This is a genomic window from Actinoallomurus rhizosphaericola, assembly GCF_024055675.1.
GTDB classification, from domain to species: Bacteria; Actinomycetota; Actinomycetes; order Streptosporangiales; family Streptosporangiaceae; genus Actinoallomurus; species Actinoallomurus soli.
Genome location: NZ_JAMXMW010000004.1, coordinates 210208 through 226869, shown reverse-complemented (window position 1 = coordinate 226869; position 16662 = coordinate 210208). Strand labels below are relative to the sequence as shown.

Genomic DNA, 16662 nt, shown 5'->3' with positions numbered 1-16662 from the left:
GAATGATGCGCACATCCCCCAGCCCCACGCTCATCACCCTCGGCCGTCTGGTGCGGCGTTACCGAGACGCGGGAAGCATCCTCCAGGCCGACCTCGCCAAAAGGCTCGGATATTCGGATGGATGGCTGAGCAACGTCGAAACCGGACAGCTACGTCCTCGGCGCGAACAGGTCGCCGCCATCGAGCAGGCACTGGAGGTTCCGCCCGGCGTGCTCTTGGAGGTCTTCAACATGCTGGAGGGAGAGAGCCTGCCGGGCTGGATGCGCGACTGGCTCGCCGAAGAGCGCCGCTCGTCGGCGCTCCGGGCGTTCGAGCTGGCCGTCGTCCCCGGCCTGCTGCAAACGCCCGACTACGCCCGTACGGTCCTCGACGGCGACGAGGCCGCCGTCACCGCCCGCCTCGACCGCCAGGCCATTCTCAAAAGCGAAAACCCACCTACACTCAGGTGTGTACTGGACGAAACGGTCCTCACTCGCGGCTTCGGCGATGCGGCGGTGATGCGTGATCAACTAGAGCACCTGGTCAATTCCGTGTCCCCTCGGCTCGCAGTCCAGATCGTCCCCTCCGGCGTACGCTATGAAGGCCTTGCGGGCGCATTCACGATCGCCACCGTCAACGGCAGCGACGTTGCCTACATCGACACCGCCGTTCGCGGTCTGGTCACGAGCAACCCGGAAGACATCGCATGCCTGATCGACGTCTGGGAGTCGATCCGGACATTCACCCTGTCCCAGCGCGAATCGATCGAGCTCATCAAGAAGGTGGCGGAGGAACGATGGACTTGAACAACGTCGAGTGGCGCAAGTCGCGGCGCAGTAGCACCAACGGCGGGAACTGCGTCGAGGTCTGCGTCGTGGACGACGCTAGACGCTGAGGCCGGCTCCACCGCCGACGGTGATGTTCTCGCCGGTCACGTAACCGGCCGCGTCGGAGGCGAGGAAGGCCACGACCGCGGCGACCTCTTCGCCGGCGCCGAGCCTGCCCAGGGGGACCCGCGCGGCCGTGGCCTTGAGGGTCTCCTCCAGCGCTTCGGGCGGGAGTCCGTGCTTGGCCCAGATCGGGGTCTCGATCGGGCCGGGGCTGACGGCGTTGACCCGGATTCGCCGGGGTGCCAGCTCGACGGCGAGGGACGGGACGAGGGCCAGGAGGGCTCCCCTGGTGGCGGCGGTGACGGACCCGCCGGCGATGCCCCGCGTCACGCCGATCCCGACGGTGAAGATGATGGAACCCCCGTCGTTGAGCAGCGGGAGGGCCTTCTGCAGGGTGAAGAACTGGCCCTTGAAGTTGACGTCGACCATGTCGTCGAACGTGGCCTCGTCGAACGCCCCGATCGGCAGGCCCCGTACGATCCCGGCGTTGAGGAACAGCACGTCGAGCGTGCCGAAGCGCTCCCGGACCTGGTCCACGACGTGATCGGTGTCGGCGAGCGACCGGGCGTCGGCGCGCAGCACGACGATCCCGTCGGGGAGTGACTTCTCGGCTGCGGCGATGGTGTCGGGGTTCTGCCCGGTGACCACCACCTGATAGCCGCGCGAATGCAGCAGTTCGGCGGTGGCCCTGCCGATTCCGCTGGTTCCGCCGGTGATCAGAGCTGTAGGTGCGGACATGGTGCACTCCATTCCGGGACAAGGATTGAGGAGCGGCCCGATACGGCACCGTGCCGGTGCGCGGCCGCGGACTCCACCTTCGGGCCACGGAGTACACCGGGTCCAATGAATGTTCCGCATCCGGCAATACGCTTCGCGTAACACCCGACGTCACGGCATACGGGCCTAAGCTCCCCGTATGACCGACTCGCCACCGCCTCCGATGAATCTCGACCTGCGGCTGGTGCAGTGCTTCACGGTTCTGGCCGAGCACCGGCACTTCGGTCGCGCCGCCGCCGTCCTCCACACCACCCAGCCGTCGCTCAGCCGGCAGATCAGCCGTCTCGAACAGCAGCTGGGCGTCCGCCTGCTGGATCGCACCCCGCGAGGCAGCGAACTGACCGAGGCCGGGGAGACCTTCCTCCCCCTCGCGAAGACGCTCCTGCGCTCCGCCGCCCAGGTGGTGACGCGCACCCGGGCCGCCGCCCGGCCGGACCGGATCACCATCGGCTACACGACGAACCTCATCGTCACTCCGGCTGTACGCGAACTGCGTCACCGGCACCCGGACGCCGACGTGCGGACCGCGCACGTGAACTGGAACGAACCCCGCGAGGCGCTCCTCGATCACCGCGTGGACGCGGTCGTGACGCGGCTGCCGTTCGCCACCGACCGGCTGCGCGTCACGGTCCTCTACGACGAACCCCGCGTCCTCGTCGTGCCCCTCGACCACCGCCTGGCGGGCAAGGAGTCCGTGACCCTCGACGACATCGCCGACGAACCTCTGCCACGGGTGTCCGACCCGGACTGGAACGCCTTCTGGCGCATCGATCCCCGGCCCGGCGGAGCCCCGGCCCCCGACGGTCCTCTCATCGAGGCCGTCGAGGACAAGGCCGAACTCGTCGCCGACGGGCAGGCCGTCGCGATCATCCCGGACGGAGAGCACGTCCGCCGGCTGCGGCCCGACCTCACCACGATCCCCCTGGAGGGCGTCGAGCCCAGCCAGGTCGTGCTGGCCACCCGCGCCGACGACCGCGGCCGCCTCGTGGCGGCGTTCCGCAAGATCGCCGAAGCCCACCTCAGCGGCACCGGCCGGTGAGCCGTCAGGCGGCGGACGGGACCGAGCGGGCCGACGGCATGCGGCTGCGGAGCAGGATGCCCACCCGGGTGATGATCACGAGGGTCAGCGTGAAGAACAGGATCGAGTCCGCGAAGGCGGCCACGCTGATGTGGTGGTCGATCAGGAACCGCCCCAGGTCGCGGGCGAACCAGTGCTGGCATCCGTAGATGAGCAACTGACGCAGAACCGTGATCGCGGTCCAGACGGCCACGTACGCCCAGCCGGCGTCGTACCAGCCCTGACCCGACTCGTCGACGCTCACCCTCAGCAACGCGCACGCCAGCGCTCCCAGCACGATCCCGCCCCCGATGGAGGCGGCCTCCAGTGCCAGGCCGCCACCGGCCGTGTCGAACTTCGGCAGGAAGAACGGCACGATCACCGCGGTGAGCAGCAACGGCCTCAGGACGGCGAACATGGTGATCCGGTTATGACCCCAGTCCTTGATCAGCACAGCGGCGAAGATCACCAGGTTGACGATTGTGATGGCGGACAACGGACACTCCCACTCTGCCGGTCATGGAGGCCCACCGTAGGAAGGGACCCGGGTGGAGGTCGTCCGTCTCGCGGGTGGAGATCCGGGTGGAAGAGCGGGTCGGCCGGGCACGATAATCGGCTCGCCGCTGGCGGAAGGGGGCCGGATGTCGATCCGCGTGGGCGGGCAGTGGCCCGCGCGTGCCGCGATGCTGGCCGGGCTCGCGTTCATGCTCTGGGGCGAGACCACGCACAAGGGGGCCGCCGGACTGCACGGGGCGCATCTCCGCATCTCCGTCGCCCTGGCCGTGTCGTCCGCCGCCTGGCTCGGCTGGGCGGTGCTCGGGCCGCGCGGGCATTCGCCCGCGCTGCGCGCGATGATCGCCGCCACGGGACTGGCCGGAAGCGTGCTCCTCGTCCTGCACCCACAGCCCGCGGTGTACTGGTTCACGTTCTGGGCCTGCGTCGACGCCGCCACCATGTTCCCCCGCCGTGAGGGCGTCGCGCTGGCCGGTGGTTGCTGCGGGGTGCTCGTGACCGGGTACGCGCTGGGGTGCGGTGACGCGCTGGCGACGTTCGCCGCCGTGACCTTCGTCGCCTACCTCGTGGGCCGCAATCGCCGGCTCCACGTCGACCGGGCCGAGCAGGCGCGCCTCCTGGCCGCGCAGACCCGGCAAGCCGGGGAGGAACGGGCGCGCGCCGCCGTCCTCGCCGAACGCGGCCGCATCGCGCGGGAGCTGCACGACGTCCTCGGTCACTCGCTCAGCGCCCTGGCGCTCCGGTTGGAAGCCGCCGACGCGGTCCTGGAGCTCACCGGTGACCATGAGGAGGCCCGGCGGCACGTCGGCCGCGCCCGGGCACTGGCCCGGTCCGGTCAGGAGGAGGCGATCGCCGCCGTCCGGACGCTGCGGGAGGGCGAGGTCGACCTCCCCGAGATGATCAATGGCCTCGTCGAGACGTTCCGCCAGGACACGGGCGCATCGGTTCGGTGCGTCCTCTCGGGGACCGCGCGCCCGCTGCCGGCGGAACCCGCCCTCGCGGTCTACCGCGCCGTACAGGAGGCCCTCACCAACGCCGGCAAGCACGCTCCCGGCGCCGACGTCGAGGTCCGCGTCGACTACGTACGCGACGAGTTGACCGTCGAGGTGACCAACGGCCCGGGGCTGGTTCCGGCCGCCGCAGCGCCGGGCGGCGGCTACGGCCTCACCGCCATGCGCGAGCGGGTACGGCTGGCGGGCGGCACGGTGACCAGCGGGTCGACCGAGGCGGGATGGCGGGTACGCGCCCGGATCGGCCTGTGAGCGACCCCGTCATCCGCGTCGTCGTCGCCGACGACCAGGCCGCCGTACGGGAGGGGCTGGTCGCCCTCCTCGGCCTGCTGCCGGATATCGAGGTGGTCGCCGAGGCCGAGGACGGCCGCGCGGCGATCGCGGCGGTCGCCGCGCATCGGCCGGACGTCGTGCTCATGGACCTGCGGATGCCCGGGCTCGGTGGAGAAGGCGCCACGGAGCGGATCGTCGCGGATCATCCGGAGGTCGCCGTCGTCATCCTCACGTCGTACGCCGACGACGAGTCGGTCCTGGCCGCGCTCGCCGCCGGCGCCCGCGGGTTCCTGACGAAGAACGCGGGACGCCAGGAGATCCGGCAGGCCGTCACCGCCGCGGCCGCGGGCCTGGCCTCGGTGGATCCGGCCGTGCAGGCACGGCTGGTCGCCGCCGCGCGACTCGGCCGGGTGCCCGACCGTACGCGGATTCCGGACGGCCTCACCGCCCGGGAGGCGGAGGTGCTCACGCTGATCGCCGCGGGGCTGGCCAACGGAGAGATCGCCGCTCGGCTGTACGTCGAGATGGCGACGGTGAAGTCGCATATCAACCGGGCGTTCGCCAAGGCGGGCATCACGAGCCGGAGCCAGGTCGCCGCCTACGCCGCTCGCCATGGCCTGACCCGCTGATTCTTACCTTTTGCCCGGTGCATACGCGTTGACCTGCGGGTATGGGGAGGCGGGCGGACGGAGCAGGAGAACGTCATGGCGAAAGAGAAGAAGAAGCTGCACAAGGGCGACCACGTCTCCTGGCGCAGTCACGGCGGTGAGGCCCGCGGCGAGGTCGAAGAGGAGATCACCGAACGGACCGAGGCCGCCGGCCGTACGGTCGCCGCGTCGCCGGACGAACCGCAGTACCAGGTCCGCAGCGAGAAGTCCGGCGGCAGGGCCGTGCACAAGCCCGACGCGCTGGAGAAGGAGGACTGACCCCGTGGCGGGCGAGGACGACGAGGAGATCCGGAGCCTGTTCGACGAACTGGTCAACCTCAAGCCCGCCGAGCTGGAACGCTGGCTCGGCAGTGAGGAGTCGAAGGCGGCCGGGCAGCATTCGGGCGGCGGTGAGTCCACCGGCCACGAGTCGGGCCGCCGGATCGTCGCACTGCTGCGTACGAAGAAGGGCGACCTGTCCGAGGACGACTACGCGCACATGCGCAAGGTCGTCGGCTACATCCGCCGCCACCTGGCGCAGCGCCCCGACGGCGACATCCGCGAGACCCGCTGGCGGTACTCCCTGATGAACTGGGGTCACGACCCGCTCAAGGACTGAGGAGCCCGGTCACCGGCCAAGGGCGTCGTGCAGCTGGACGCGGGAGGTCGCGCCCAGTTTGGCGTAGATCCGCGCCAGGTGGGCGCCCACCGTACGGTGCGAGATGTAGAGGCGTTTGCCGATCTCCCTGTTGGTCAGGCCTTCGGCGGCCATCTGCGCGATCTGGAGCTCCTGCGCGGTGAGGAGGTCGCTGGTGGCGGCCTGGCGTTCGCTGCTCCGCTCACCGGCGGCGCGGAGCTCACGGCGGGCCCGCTCCCCCCACGGCGACGTGCCGAGCGCGTCGAAGGTGTCCCGGGCCGCGCGGAGGTGCTGTCTGGACTCCACGGCGCGCCGTTGCCTGCGGAGCCATTCGCCGTAGGCCAGCTCCGTGCGCGCCCGTATGAAGGGCCGCCGGGTCAGGTCCGCGGCGAGTGCCGTCCGAAAGAGGCCCTCGGCCTCGTCCTGGCCCGCCAGCACCGCGCGGGCCATCCGCAGGCCGTCGTGCAGGGACGGCGAGGTCGTGGTCTTCGCGGCCGCCTCCATCTGGGTGATCACGCCGGCCACGTCGCCGGGACGCTCACTGCGGAGGGCCGCGTCGGCGATGTCGGCGACCGTGTGGCAGCTCAGGGCGAGCTGGTGCGAGGGGTCGGTGATGTCGTGCATGCGCAGGAGCCGGGTGAGCGCCTGCGGGTAGTCGCCCGCGCCCAGTGCGGCGAGGGCGCGCGCGTGCTGCGCGGTGGCGAGGACGTTCCGTGCGCCGACCGGCGTGCCGAGTCGCTCGGCCTCGGCCGCCAGCTCGTCGGCCTGGTCGAAGTGGCCGCGCAGTGCCTCGATCTTCGCCTGCGTGGCGAGGATGAGGCCGAGCAGGAACGGCTGACCGGTCTCCCGGGCGAGCCTGCCCGCCTCCTCGGCGGCGGGCAGGGCCACCCCGAGGTCGGCGAGCTGCGCCGCAGCCCACGCCTGCGCCGCGAGCGCGCGGGCCAGGAGTTGCAGACGACCCTGCTCACGCAGGCCGGCCAGCGACGCGGCGGACTGCGTGATCGCCACGTCGAAGGTGCCGACGAGCACCGCGACGCTGCCCACGAGCCGCACGGTCGGCGAGTCGAGGCCGGATCGGGCGAGCAGCCGCTCCGAGCGCTCGATGACGACCGCGCCCCGGGCGATGGGGGCCGCGTAGCCGAGGATGGCGAGCAGCCGGGCGTCCAGCGGGTCGAGCGGCAGCCGCTCGGCCACGTCGACGATCCGGTCTCTGGCCGCCATGCCCGGCTCGCTCCAGAAGCAGCGCAGCGCGGCGCTCCAGAGGATCCGGACCGCCAGATCGATGTCCCCATCCGCGGCGACGGACTCGGCGAGGTCGGCGAGCGCCGAGGCGTCCATGCTCCCCTCCCGGAGTCCGTCGTCGAATGCGGCCCTGATCCAGGCCAGGCGTGCACGCCGCTGCCTCGACGGCTCGATCTCTCCCGCCTCGGAGAGGAGCCGGTCGACGATCTCCGGACGGCCGAGCTCGACCGCACCGTCCGCGGCGCGCAGGAGCCGGTCGGCCCGCCGCTCCGGATCCGGGCTCAGCCGCGCGGCCCGCTCGAGGGCGGCGACGACCGCGGCGCCGCTGCCACGGCGCTGCGCCCGGACCGCGACCGCCTCGAGGGCGGCCGCGATGTCCTCGTCCGGCCGGTCGCTCGCAGCCGCCAGGTGCCATGTTCTCCGGTCGGGCTGATCGGCCAGTGCTCCGGCCAGTGCCCGGTGCACGTCGCGGCGCCGGGCGGCACCGGCCGCTTGGTGGACGGCCGAGCGGATGAGCGGATGATGGAACGCCACGCGGCTCTCGTCCGGAGTGAGGAGGCGGGCATCGACGGCCGGCCTGAGGTCGGCGGCCGTGACGGGCCGGCCCGTGAGCCCGCGGGTGGCCGTCAGCGTCTCGTTCAGATCCGCGCTGTCGTTGAGCGCGGCGACCTCCAGTACGGCCCTCGTGACCGCCGGGAGCGCGGCGAACCGCCGCGTGAAGGCGCTCTCCAGCCTGGCCGTGAGCGGCAGCCACGGGCTCGCGAGGATGGCGGCGCCGTCGGTGCCGTGGACCGCGGCGGGCAGCTCGATCAGTGCCAGAGGGTTCCCCGCCGCCTCGGCGAGCAGCCGGCGGCGCGCCGAGGCGGGCAGGTCCGCCGCGCCGACGTCGAGCAGTGCGGCGGCGTCCTCCGCGGACAGCGGCGGGATGAGCAGGTCCGGCAGCCCGGCCTCGTCCAGCCGCGTCGCCGTGCCGGGGCGGGTCGCGGCGAGCAGCAGGATCGGTTCCGACTCCAGCCGCCGTCCGAGGAACGCGATCACGTCGGCGGTGGACGGGTCGAGCCAGTGCGCGTCCTCCGCGACGATCAGGACCGGTGCGGCCTCGGCTATCTCGGCGAGCAGGTTCAGCACGGCGAGGGCGACGAGATAGCCCTCGGGCACGACCGCCTCGGTCATTCCCAGTGCCGCCCGCAGCGCCTCCCGCTGTCCGGGCGGCAGCACCCCGATGCGGTCCCGTACCGGCCACAAGAGCTGGTGCAGCCCGGCGTAGGGCAGATGGGCCTCGGACTCCACACCGGTCGTGCCCAGGACACGCAGGCCGGACGCGTGCGCGAACGCCGCGGCCTCCTGGAGCAGGGCCGACTTCCCGATGCCGGGCTCACCGCGGAGCAGCAGGGCCGCACCGGCCTGACGTACCTCGCTCACCAGGCCGTGCAGCCGGCTGATCTCCTCGCTCCGTCCGATGAGTCCCACATTCCACAGGCTAACGACCGGCCTTCGCCCGTCCTGCCCTGCCTTGACCTGCCCCGACGCCGACCGGCGCCGTCGGCGGACCGCGCCGCGATGGTCACATGACCGATGCCTCCCGGCCCCCACCGCCCGTAGCGTCGGTGCCATGGCCGTCACCTACCAGTCATCGGACACGAGGGAAGGAACCCGTCGCTTCCGCGAAGCGGGGACGCTGTACGGGCGCGACGCCGAACTCCGGCTGATCGCGGAGGTGACGTCTCGCGGTCTGGCCGGCGCGGGCGGTGCCCTGCTCGTGCGCGGAGAGGCCGGGATCGGCAAGACCGCCTTGCTCGGCGCGGCCCGGGAGGCCGCCGTCGGGCGGGGCTGCCGCGCCCTGTCGGCGGTCGGCGTGCAGTCGGAGGCGTCGATCCCCTTCGCCGGGCTGCATCAGCTGCTCAGGCCGGTCCTCGACCGCGCCTCGGCCTTGATCCCCCGGCAGCGGCAGGCGCTGTCGGCGGCGTTCGGGATGGCCGAGGGCGTCGCACCGGAGATGTTCTCGGTCGGCCTGGCGTCACTGGAACTGATCAGCGGCCTGGCCGATGACTCGCCCGTCATCCTGGTGATCGACGACGTCCAGTGGATCGACCGGCCGAGCGGTGAGGTCCTGGCCTTCATCGCGAACCGCCTGGGCGCCGAGCGGGTGGTCATGGCGCTCGCGGTCCGTGAGGGGCATGACACCGTACTGAACGACGCGGGCCTGCCCGAACTGCCGCTGACGAAGCTCGATGACGACGCGGCGACCGCGCTTCTCGCCGCGCGCGCACCGGAACTCGGCGAGGCCGTCCGCGACCGCGTCCTGGCCGAGGCGGCCGGCAACCCGCTGGCGCTGGTCGAGCTTCCCGCGGCACTGAGCGGGGACGGTGCCCGGCAGGCACTGACGCCGTGGCTGCCGACCACCCGCCGCCTGGAGCGGACGTTCCTCCCCCGCGTCTCGGGGCTGCCGGACCCGACCCGGAGCATCCTGCTGATCGCCGCCGCCGACGACCAGAGTGACCTCACCGAGATCTTCAGCGCCGTGGAGCTCCTGGACGGCACGGCGCCCTCGGTCGACGTCCTGGAACCCGCCGTCCAGGCCGGGTTGATCGAGCTCGACGGGCGTGAGGTGCGCTTCCGGCACCCCGTCATCCGCTCGGCCATCTACCGGGCGGCCCTCCCGTCGAGACGCCTGGCCGCGCACGCCGCGCTGGCGAGAGCGCTGAAGAACTCCCAGGAACGCCGGGCCTGGCACCGGGCGGCCGCCAGCCCCGGTCCGGACGACGGCGTGGCCCTCGATCTCGAGGCGGCCGCCCTCCGGGCCCTCGACCGGGGGGCTCCGCGCGCCGCGGCCGAAACCCTGCGCCGGGCGGCGATGCTGAGCGACCCGGGCGGGGACCGGGGTCGTCTCCTGCTGCGTGCGGCGGAGATCGACTTCGAGCTCGGCGACGCCGTCGCCGCACGCCGGCAACTGGCCGAGGCGAAGTCCTCGAAGCTCGAAGAAGGAGAGCGGCTCCGCCTCACCCTGTGGATGGAGGCCCTCAATGAGGAGAGCTGGTACACCCCACAGCGGGTACGGGTCTTCGCCGACGTGGCGGACCGGTTGGCCGGTGCCGACAGCGACGGCGCCACGCTCGCGCTCAGAGCCCTGTGGCCGCTGTCCGTCGGCTGCTGGTACGGCGATCCGGCGCAGGAGACCCGTGACCTCGTCGTCAGGACGGCGCGGCGCCTCCAGCGGAGCGACGCCGACCCCATGGTCCTGTCCATCGCCGCCTGCGCGGACCCGGTCAAGGAAGCGGCGCGGGTCATCCGCAAGGTCTCCCGGATCGCGCCGGAGTTCACGGGCGACCCCGCCGAGCAGCATGCGCTGGGGGCCTCGCTGACCGCCATCTGGGCCTTCGACCTGTCGTGGCCGTTCCTGTGCGCGTCCGTCGACGGTCTCCGGCGGCAGGGGCGCCTCGGCCTGCTCGGCGAAGCCCTCGCCTCTCAGGCGTGGGCGGCGATCCATCTCGGCAAGCACCGGCTGGCGGCGACGGCGGCCGATGAGGCCGGCCGGCTGTCCCGCGACACCGGCCGATCCCGCTGGGCGCTGGTGGCCGACCTGGCCACGGCCACGCTGGCCGGTGAGCGCGGTGACCACGACACCGCGAACGAACTCATCCGGAGGACGGAGGCGGAACTGCTCTCGGTCGGCGCCCAGTCCATCCTGGGCTTCGCCCAGTTCGCCCGAGGACGGTGCGCCCTCGTCGGCAACCAGCACGGCGACGCGTTCGAGCAGCTGGCCCGGGTACTCGACCCGTCCGACATCGCCTACCACCCGTTCGTGGGCTACCTGGGGATCGCTGACCTGATCGAGGCGGCGACCCTCACCGGCCGCCGCGACGAAGCGGAACACCACCTCGCACGGCTCGACGCCCTGGCCGAGCAGACGACCTCGCCGTACCTACGGGCCATGGCCGCCTACGCCCACCCCCTGGTCGCCGACGACGACACGGCCGAGCCTCTCTACCAGCGGGCCCTCCACACCCGGCTGAAGAGCTGGCCGTTCCACCGGGCGCGGCTCCTGCTGGCGTACGGCCGGTGGCTGAGGCGCCGGCGCCGCCTCATCGAGTCGCGTGCCCCGCTGCGGGCGGCCATGGAGAGCTTCGATGCCCTCGGCATCAGGGCGTTCGGGGAGGACGCGCGCGCCGAGCTTCGCGCCGCGGGCGAGGCCGTCACCCGGTCCACGCCCGACACCCTGGACAGGCTCACCCCGCAGGAACTGCAGATAGCCAGACTCGCCGCGAGCGGGCTGACCAACCGCGAGATCGGGGCGCGGCTGTTCCTCTCGCACCGGACCGTCGGCTTCCACCTCTACCGGGTCTTCCCGAAGCTCGGCATCACCTCCCGCGCCCAGCTGCGCACGGCCGATCTCGGCGGTGACTAGGGCGGTCACGGGCGGCGGGCGTTCTCCCCCGTCGAAAGGGCCGGGAACAGCCGGGAGGCGTTGCGGGTCGTCAGCGCCCGCCAGGTGGTGCCGGGCGGCTGCTCGGCCTCGTCGATGGATGCGACCTGGGCGGCCGCGCCGACGGCCGGAGTCCAGCAGTAGTCACTGCCGTAGAGGACCCGCCGGCTGCCGAACGCATCGACCAGCGCGGGGATCTGCCGGGGGAACGGCGTGCCGGCCATGTCCCACCAGAGTCCCGCGAGCTGCTCCTGGACGGTCGGGGCGTCGCCCGGGCCGCCCCGGAAGACGGTGCGGAAGAGTTCCATGCGGTCGGCGAGCAGCGGCAGGCTGCCGCCGCCGTGAGTGAAGATCCATCGAATGTCCGGATGACGGGCGAGGACTCCGCTGAACACCAGGTCGGCGGCGGCGCGGGCGGAGTCGAAGATGAACTCCATCATCGGACGGGGCCGCCCCGCGGACAGTGCCTCGCCGCAGCACGGCGACGTGGGGTGCACGAACACCACCGCGCGGCGGCGGTTGAGCTCGGCCCAGAGCGGCTCGTACTCCGGGGCGCCCAGGTACCTTCCTCCGGCGCTGGTCACGACGGCCACGCCCCAGCTGGAGAGCTCGTCGAGGGCGCGCGAGGCCTCGGCCAGGGCTCCCTCGACGTCCGGCAGGGGCAGGGAGGCGAAGTGCCCGAACCGTCCCGGGTGTTCACGCGCCACGCCGGCGCCGGCGTCGTTGACCTCCCGGCACAGCGCACGAGCGGCCCGGTCGTCACCGAAGTGAGTGCCGGGCGATGAGATCGACAGAATCGATGTGGCCACGCCCCACTCGTCCATCAGCTCCAGGTGGGTTCCGGCGTCCCAGCGCGGCCATCCCGGCATGCCGTCGGGCAGCAGATGCCCGGCCGCCTTGGCGGCGGCCACGTACTCGTCCGTCACGAAATGGGCGTGCACATCGACAAGACCCTCGATGTAGGGCTGTTCACTCACGGGTGGTCCGTCCTTCCTCGATCATCGGTCGCGGCGCGGGGCCCGCCCCCACCGGCCCCGCGCCGCCATCGGCCAAGCGGTCAGCGGGTGGCGAAGCCGCCGTTGAGGAACACGGTCTGGCCGTTCAGCCACCGTCCGTCGGTGAGCAGGAAGCGCACCCACGGAACGACGTCCTCGACCTTCGTAAGCCGGCCCAACGGCGTCTGAGCCCTCGAGAACTCATCTTCACCGGGCGCGGCCGCGTCCCAGAAGAACGACGTGTCCATGGGGCCGGGGGCCAGGTTGTTCACCGAGACCCGGCGGCCCGTCAGCTCCTTGGACAGCGCCCGGGTGAAGTGCTCCACCGGGGCCTTGCTGCCGGCGTACACGGAGTACCGGCCGGTGTAGGCGGCCAGCAACGACGACACGAGGTTCACGATTCTGCCGCCGTCCTCGATCCGCTTGGCGGTCTCGGCCATGACGAAGAACGCGGCCTTGGAATTGATGGCGAAATGGGCGTCGTATTCCTCTTCGGTGACCTCGGTCATCGGGGCGCCTTTCGCGAGCCCCGCCGTGTTCACCGTGGCGTACAGCGCGCCGTAGCGATCGACCACCGAATCGACGACGCGGCGGATCTCGGCCACCGCGGTCAGGTCGGCCTCGATCGCGAACGCGTTCCCACCCGCCGCGACGCACGCGGCCACCGTGTCCTCGGCGAGGCCTTTGTCGGAGCGGCTGTGGTAGTGGACGGCGACGCTCGCCCCGGCGGCGGCGAGGTCACGTGAGATCGCACCACCGAGATTCTTCGCTCCACCCGTGACCAGGACGGCCTTTCCGTTCAAAGCATGCTCGGGCATCGAATGTGTCCTTCCCTGTCGCTTGGAGACGTCGGCCATCGTCGTCAGGCCGTCGCCGGGCCGTCTTCTGTCACCTGACCTGCTCGGCGCCACGTCACCGCCCTCGGTGCCCGCACCGGTGACCGGCCCAGTCACCTGACGGAAGAAGGCCGGGAGCCGCTCCGAACACGATGAGCGCGTTCCAACGAGAGGAAGGCGACCCATGGTCGATCAGCGGAATGGGAACCCGGCCGGTGACCGGGTGGCGGTCGTGACCGGAGGCTCCGGTGGCATAGGCCAGGCGATCTGCCGGCGTCTCGCCGACGACGGATGCGCCGTCGTGATCAACTACGCGGGGCGGCCGGCCGAGGCGGAGGGGCTGGCCAAGACGATCACCGATCGTGGCGGCCGGGCCATCGCCGTACGCGCCGACGTCGCGGACGAGAACGACGTCGCGGCGCTGTTCGAGGCGGCCGAGTCCGCCTTCGGCGGTGTCGACGTCGTGATCAACACGGCCGGCATCATGCTGCTCTCGCCGTTGGCCGAGCTCGACCTGGCGGTGCTGGACCGCATGCACCGCATCAACATCCGCGGCACCTTCGTCGTCGGCCGGGAGGCGGCCCGCAGGGTCCGGTCCGGCGGCGCGATCATCAATCTCTCCACGTCGATCGTCAAGATCGCCCTGCCCACCTACGGGGCCTACGCCGCCAGCAAGGGCGCGGTGGACGCGCTGACGCTGATCCTGGCCAAGGAGCTGCGCGGCCGGGACATCACCGTCAACGCGGTGGCGCCCGGGCCGACCGCCACTCCTTTGTTCCTCGACGGAAAGAGCCAGGAGTCGATCGACCGCCTGGCTCAGATGGCGCCCCTCGAACGCCTCGGTGTCCCCGCCGACATCGCCGAGGTCGTCGCGTTCCTGGCCGGACCGGCCCGCTGGGTCAACGGCCAGATCCTCTACGCCAACGGCGGCGTCATCTGACACAGCCGCCACACCGCGGTCACGACCCCATCGAACGCAACAACATCGGTACTCCACCAGAGGAGCAGGCACAATGCCGTCCAAGAAGATCATCATCGTCAGCGGGGCGTCCAGCGGCTTCGGCGCCATGACCGTACGGGGCCTCGCCGACGCCGGGCACGTCGTCTACGCCGGCATGCGCGACATCACCGGCCGCAACACCGCCGCGGCCCGCGACGCCTCCGAATACGCCCAGACCCACTCGGTGGAGCTGCGCCCCATCGAGATGGACGTGTCCCGCCAGGACTCCGTCGACGCCGCGGTCGACGCCGTCATCGCCGAGCACGGCCGGATCGACGTCGTCGTGCACAACGCCGGGCACATGGTCCTGGGCCCGCTCGAGGCGTTCACGCCCGAACAGCTGGCGAGCGTCTACGACACGAACGCCGTCTCCACACAGCGGCTCAACCGGGCGGCGCTGCCTCACCTGCGCGGCCGGCGGGACGGGCTGGTGGTCTGGGTCGGTTCCAGCAGCACCAGGGGCGGCACTCCGCCGTACCTCGGCCCGTACTTCGCGGCCAAGGCGGCCGAAGACTCCCTCGCCGTCTCGTACGCGGCCGAGCTCGCCCGATTCGGCATCGACACCGTCATCATCGTCCCCGGCTCGTTCACCACCGGCACGAACCACTTCGCCAACGCGGGTCACCCGGCCGGTACGGAGGTGGCGGAAGCCTACGAGGACGTCTACGGCGACCTGATGGGCCAGGTCGCCGAGAAGCTCGCCGAGCTGGCGCCCGCCGACGCCGACCCGGCGGAGGTGGCCCGAGCCATCGTCCGGGTGGTCGACACCCCCAAGGGCCGGCGGCCGTTCCGGGTGCACATCGACCCGGCCGACGACGGCGCCGAAACCGTCAACCGCGTCGGCGACCTGGTCCGGCGCGATTTCTACCGGCGGGTCGAGCTGGAAGACCTGCTCGGCCCGGCGCTGCCCACGGACTGACCGAGAAGCCACGACCAGCGAAGGACCATCTCATGTCCCATCACCTCGACACGCCGCTGGCGGCGCAGAACGGCCAGTTGTTCATCGACGACCTGTACGTGTTCCCCGGGCAGCGCAGCACGGTGTTCGTCATGGACGTCAACTCCGACATCACCGGCGTCTACGCGCAGCCGGGCTTCCACCCGGAGGCGCGGTACGAGTTCAAGGTGCACTTCGACGGCGCCGCCTTCGAGGACCTGACCTACCGGATCTCGTTCGGCGAGCCCGGCCCGGACGGACGGCGGACGCTGCAGGCGCACGTGCTGACCGGCGCCGACGCGCGGGAGGACGAGGCGGCCGGGGACCTGGTGCTGGAGGGCCGCACCGGAGAACCGGTCGCCGGAGGCGGCGTACGGGTCTGGGCCGGACGCGCCACCGACCCGTTCTACATCGACCTGTCGCTGCTGGCCATCGTGAACGGCGCGGTGGCGAAGGGAACCGCGGCCGACCTCTCGGCGTGGCGGCCCGACGCCGCGCAGAACAGCTTCGCCGGCACCACGGTGGAGTCGATCGTGCTGGAGGTGCCGCACTCCCACCCGCTCCTGCGTCCGGGCGCCAGGACCGGCGTGTGGTGCGCCACCAAACTCGCCACCGACGCGGGCGGCTGGCGGCAGGTCAACCGCGCCGGTCACCCGATGATGTGGCCGATCTTCTGGCCCGACGACACCGACTTCTCCAACCCCGCCAACACGAGACACCCGTCGCAGGACCTCGCCGCCGCCGGCGGGCACATCGCCGGCCTGGTCGCCGCCGTCGCCGGGGCCACCGGCATCTCCGACGACCCCGGCGGCTACGGCGAGACCGTGGCCCGCGCGCTGTTCCCCGACGTCCTGCCCTACGTGGTCGGCACACCCGCGACGTTCGGCTTCGCCACCCGCAACGGACGGGCACTGGCCGACAACGCGCCCGAGGTCATGCTGTCCCTCGTCACCGGCACCGCCGTGCTCTCGGGCCTCACGCCGGCCGTCGCGAGCGAGCGGCGCAGCGGCACATTCCCCTACGTAATTCCGGCCTGACCATCTCCCCGAAAGAATGGCAGGGTGACGCGCTCGGTGACCGCGTCACCCTGCCATTCCAATGGTGGCGCAGGTGGGATTCGAACCCACGATCTCTGGCTTATGAGACCAGCGGGGACGGCCGAACTCCCCCACTGCGCTCCGTATCCGACGTGCCGCCCCAGGGATTCGAACCCTGAACCTCCCGGTCCTGAACCGGACGCCTCTGCCGTTGGGCCAGAGCGGCGTGAATGACGAACGTGAAGAAGCGCCCCGCCGGAAAAGGCGGCCTCTTTCCGATCACCTTCAGTGTGAAGAAGCCCGACCATCGCGGCAACGCATTTTCTCGGCCGCCCCTATGACGACGCGCGCGGAGGCCGCTCACCCGCCCAGGGAGGGTCCGGGCAACCTAAAGCAGGCTTGACCTGCG

The 16662-nt window shown here is 71.8% G+C and carries 16 protein-coding genes and 2 tRNA genes; 11 read left to right on the top strand and 7 right to left on the bottom strand.

Annotation, left to right across the window (positions count from 1 at the left end):
• The first annotated feature begins 2 nt into the window (after nt 1-2).
• A complete protein-coding gene (locus tag NE234_RS12300; protein ID WP_252779076.1) occupies nt 3-785 on the top strand; it encodes a helix-turn-helix domain-containing protein in 783 nt (260 codons plus the stop codon).
• The gene (locus tag NE234_RS12295; protein ID WP_252779075.1) at nt 776-874 is read left to right on the top strand and encodes a DUF397 domain-containing protein; all 99 of its coding nucleotides are present in this window, start codon (nt 776-778) and stop codon (nt 872-874) included. The genes NE234_RS12300 and NE234_RS12295 overlap by 10 nt, the downstream gene beginning before the upstream one ends.
• Here the strand turns inward: NE234_RS12295 and NE234_RS12290 are convergent.
• Complete coding sequence (locus NE234_RS12290; protein WP_252779074.1) at nt 864-1607, bottom strand: SDR family oxidoreductase; 744 nt, start codon at nt 1605-1607, stop codon at nt 864-866. The genes NE234_RS12295 and NE234_RS12290 overlap by 11 nt on opposite strands.
• Nucleotides 1608-1785: 178 nt before the next feature.
• On the opposite strand from NE234_RS12290, the gene NE234_RS12285 reads away from it, so the two are divergent.
• Nucleotides 1786-2685 (top strand): LysR family transcriptional regulator, encoded by a 900-nt coding sequence (locus NE234_RS12285; protein ID WP_252779073.1) that lies wholly within the window; start codon nt 1786-1788, stop codon nt 2683-2685.
• Nucleotides 2686-2689: 4 nt separating this feature from the next.
• On the opposite strand, the gene NE234_RS12280 is transcribed toward NE234_RS12285, so the two are convergent.
• The gene (locus tag NE234_RS12280) at nt 2690-3199 is read right to left on the bottom strand and encodes a hypothetical protein (RefSeq protein ID WP_252779072.1); all 510 of its coding nucleotides are present in this window, start codon (nt 3197-3199) and stop codon (nt 2690-2692) included.
• A gap of 145 nt (nt 3200-3344) precedes the next feature.
• On the opposite strand from NE234_RS12280, the gene NE234_RS12275 reads away from it, so the two are divergent.
• The 4 genes from NE234_RS12275 to NE234_RS12260 all read left to right on the top strand — a co-directional run bounded on the left by NE234_RS12275 (nt 3345) and on the right by NE234_RS12260 (nt 5765).
• On the top strand, nt 3345-4478 hold the full coding sequence (locus NE234_RS12275; RefSeq protein ID WP_252779071.1) for a sensor histidine kinase: 1134 nt from the start codon (nt 3345-3347) through the stop codon (nt 4476-4478).
• Nucleotides 4475-5128, top strand: coding sequence for a response regulator transcription factor (locus NE234_RS12270; RefSeq protein WP_252779070.1), 654 nt, complete (start codon nt 4475-4477; stop codon nt 5126-5128). The genes NE234_RS12275 and NE234_RS12270 overlap by 4 nt, the downstream gene beginning before the upstream one ends.
• Before the next feature lie 75 nt (nt 5129-5203).
• Nucleotides 5204-5425, top strand: coding sequence for a hypervirulence associated TUDOR domain-containing protein (locus NE234_RS12265; protein WP_252779069.1), 222 nt, complete (start codon nt 5204-5206; stop codon nt 5423-5425).
• A gap of 4 nt (nt 5426-5429) precedes the next feature.
• On the top strand, nt 5430-5765 hold the full coding sequence (locus NE234_RS12260) for a DUF3140 domain-containing protein (RefSeq protein ID WP_252779068.1): 336 nt from the start codon (nt 5430-5432) through the stop codon (nt 5763-5765).
• A 9-nt stretch (nt 5766-5774) separates the two neighbouring features.
• Here the strand turns inward: NE234_RS12260 and NE234_RS12255 are convergent, their stop codons facing one another.
• Nucleotides 5775-8495, bottom strand: coding sequence for an ATP-binding protein (locus tag NE234_RS12255; protein ID WP_252779067.1), 2721 nt, complete (start codon nt 8493-8495; stop codon nt 5775-5777).
• Between the two features lie 142 nt (nt 8496-8637).
• Here NE234_RS12255 and NE234_RS12250 point away from each other — a divergent pair, with 142 nt between their 5' ends.
• A complete protein-coding gene (locus tag NE234_RS12250) occupies nt 8638-11430 on the top strand; it encodes a helix-turn-helix transcriptional regulator (RefSeq protein ID WP_252779066.1) in 2793 nt (930 codons plus the stop codon).
• Between the two features lie 5 nt (nt 11431-11435).
• Here the strand turns inward: NE234_RS12250 and NE234_RS12245 are convergent, their stop codons facing one another.
• Nucleotides 11436-12425, bottom strand: a complete 990-nt coding sequence (locus NE234_RS12245; RefSeq protein WP_252779065.1) for an amidohydrolase family protein — start codon at nt 12423-12425, stop codon at nt 11436-11438.
• Between the two features lie 80 nt (nt 12426-12505).
• Nucleotides 12506-13261 carry an SDR family oxidoreductase gene (locus NE234_RS12240; RefSeq protein ID WP_252779064.1) on the bottom strand — a complete coding sequence of 252 codons (756 nt, stop codon included), beginning with the start codon at nt 13259-13261 and terminating at the stop codon, nt 12506-12508.
• A gap of 202 nt (nt 13262-13463) precedes the next feature.
• Here NE234_RS12240 and NE234_RS12235 point away from each other — a divergent pair, with 202 nt between their 5' ends.
• The 3 genes from NE234_RS12235 to NE234_RS12225 all read left to right on the top strand — a co-directional run bounded on the left by NE234_RS12235 (nt 13464) and on the right by NE234_RS12225 (nt 16253).
• A complete protein-coding gene (locus NE234_RS12235; protein WP_252779063.1) occupies nt 13464-14219 on the top strand; it encodes an SDR family oxidoreductase in 756 nt (251 codons plus the stop codon).
• 73 nt (nt 14220-14292) lie between these two features.
• On the top strand, nt 14293-15198 hold the full coding sequence (locus tag NE234_RS12230) for an SDR family oxidoreductase (RefSeq protein ID WP_252779062.1): 906 nt from the start codon (nt 14293-14295) through the stop codon (nt 15196-15198).
• Between the two features lie 32 nt (nt 15199-15230).
• A complete protein-coding gene (locus NE234_RS12225) occupies nt 15231-16253 on the top strand; it encodes a DUF4331 family protein (protein ID WP_252779061.1) in 1023 nt (340 codons plus the stop codon).
• Nucleotides 16254-16315: 62 nt separating this feature from the next.
• Here NE234_RS12225 and NE234_RS12220 read toward each other — a convergent pair.
• Nucleotides 16316-16394, bottom strand: a tRNA-Met gene (locus NE234_RS12220).
• 12 nt (nt 16395-16406) lie between these two features.
• Nucleotides 16407-16479: transfer RNA gene (locus NE234_RS12215), tRNA-Leu, on the bottom strand.
• Between the last annotated feature and the right edge of the window lie 183 nt (nt 16480-16662).

What these genes read in the sequence shown, in the direction of transcription:
- NE234_RS12300 (WP_252779076.1), top strand. Translation starts at nt 3, where the DNA reads ATGATGCGCACATCCCCCAGCCCCACGCTCATCACCCTCGGCCGTCTG.
- NE234_RS12235 (WP_252779063.1), top strand. Translation starts at nt 13,464, where the DNA reads ATGGTCGATCAGCGGAATGGGAACCCGGCCGGTGACCGGGTGGCGGTC.
- NE234_RS12265 (WP_252779069.1), top strand. Translation starts at nt 5,204, where the DNA reads ATGGCGAAAGAGAAGAAGAAGCTGCACAAGGGCGACCACGTCTCCTGG.
- NE234_RS12275 (WP_252779071.1), top strand. Translation starts at nt 3,345, where the DNA reads ATGTCGATCCGCGTGGGCGGGCAGTGGCCCGCGCGTGCCGCGATGCTG.
- NE234_RS12240 (WP_252779064.1), bottom strand. Translation starts at nt 13,261, where the DNA reads ATGCCCGAGCATGCTTTGAACGGAAAGGCCGTCCTGGTCACGGGTGGA.
- NE234_RS12250 (WP_252779066.1), top strand. Translation starts at nt 8,638, where the DNA reads ATGGCCGTCACCTACCAGTCATCGGACACGAGGGAAGGAACCCGTCGC.
- NE234_RS12285 (WP_252779073.1), top strand. Translation starts at nt 1,786, where the DNA reads ATGACCGACTCGCCACCGCCTCCGATGAATCTCGACCTGCGGCTGGTG.
- NE234_RS12230 (WP_252779062.1), top strand. Translation starts at nt 14,293, where the DNA reads ATGCCGTCCAAGAAGATCATCATCGTCAGCGGGGCGTCCAGCGGCTTC.
- NE234_RS12295 (WP_252779075.1), top strand. Translation starts at nt 776, where the DNA reads ATGGACTTGAACAACGTCGAGTGGCGCAAGTCGCGGCGCAGTAGCACC.
- NE234_RS12290 (WP_252779074.1), bottom strand. Translation starts at nt 1,607, where the DNA reads ATGTCCGCACCTACAGCTCTGATCACCGGCGGAACCAGCGGAATCGGC.
- NE234_RS12225 (WP_252779061.1), top strand. Translation starts at nt 15,231, where the DNA reads ATGTCCCATCACCTCGACACGCCGCTGGCGGCGCAGAACGGCCAGTTG.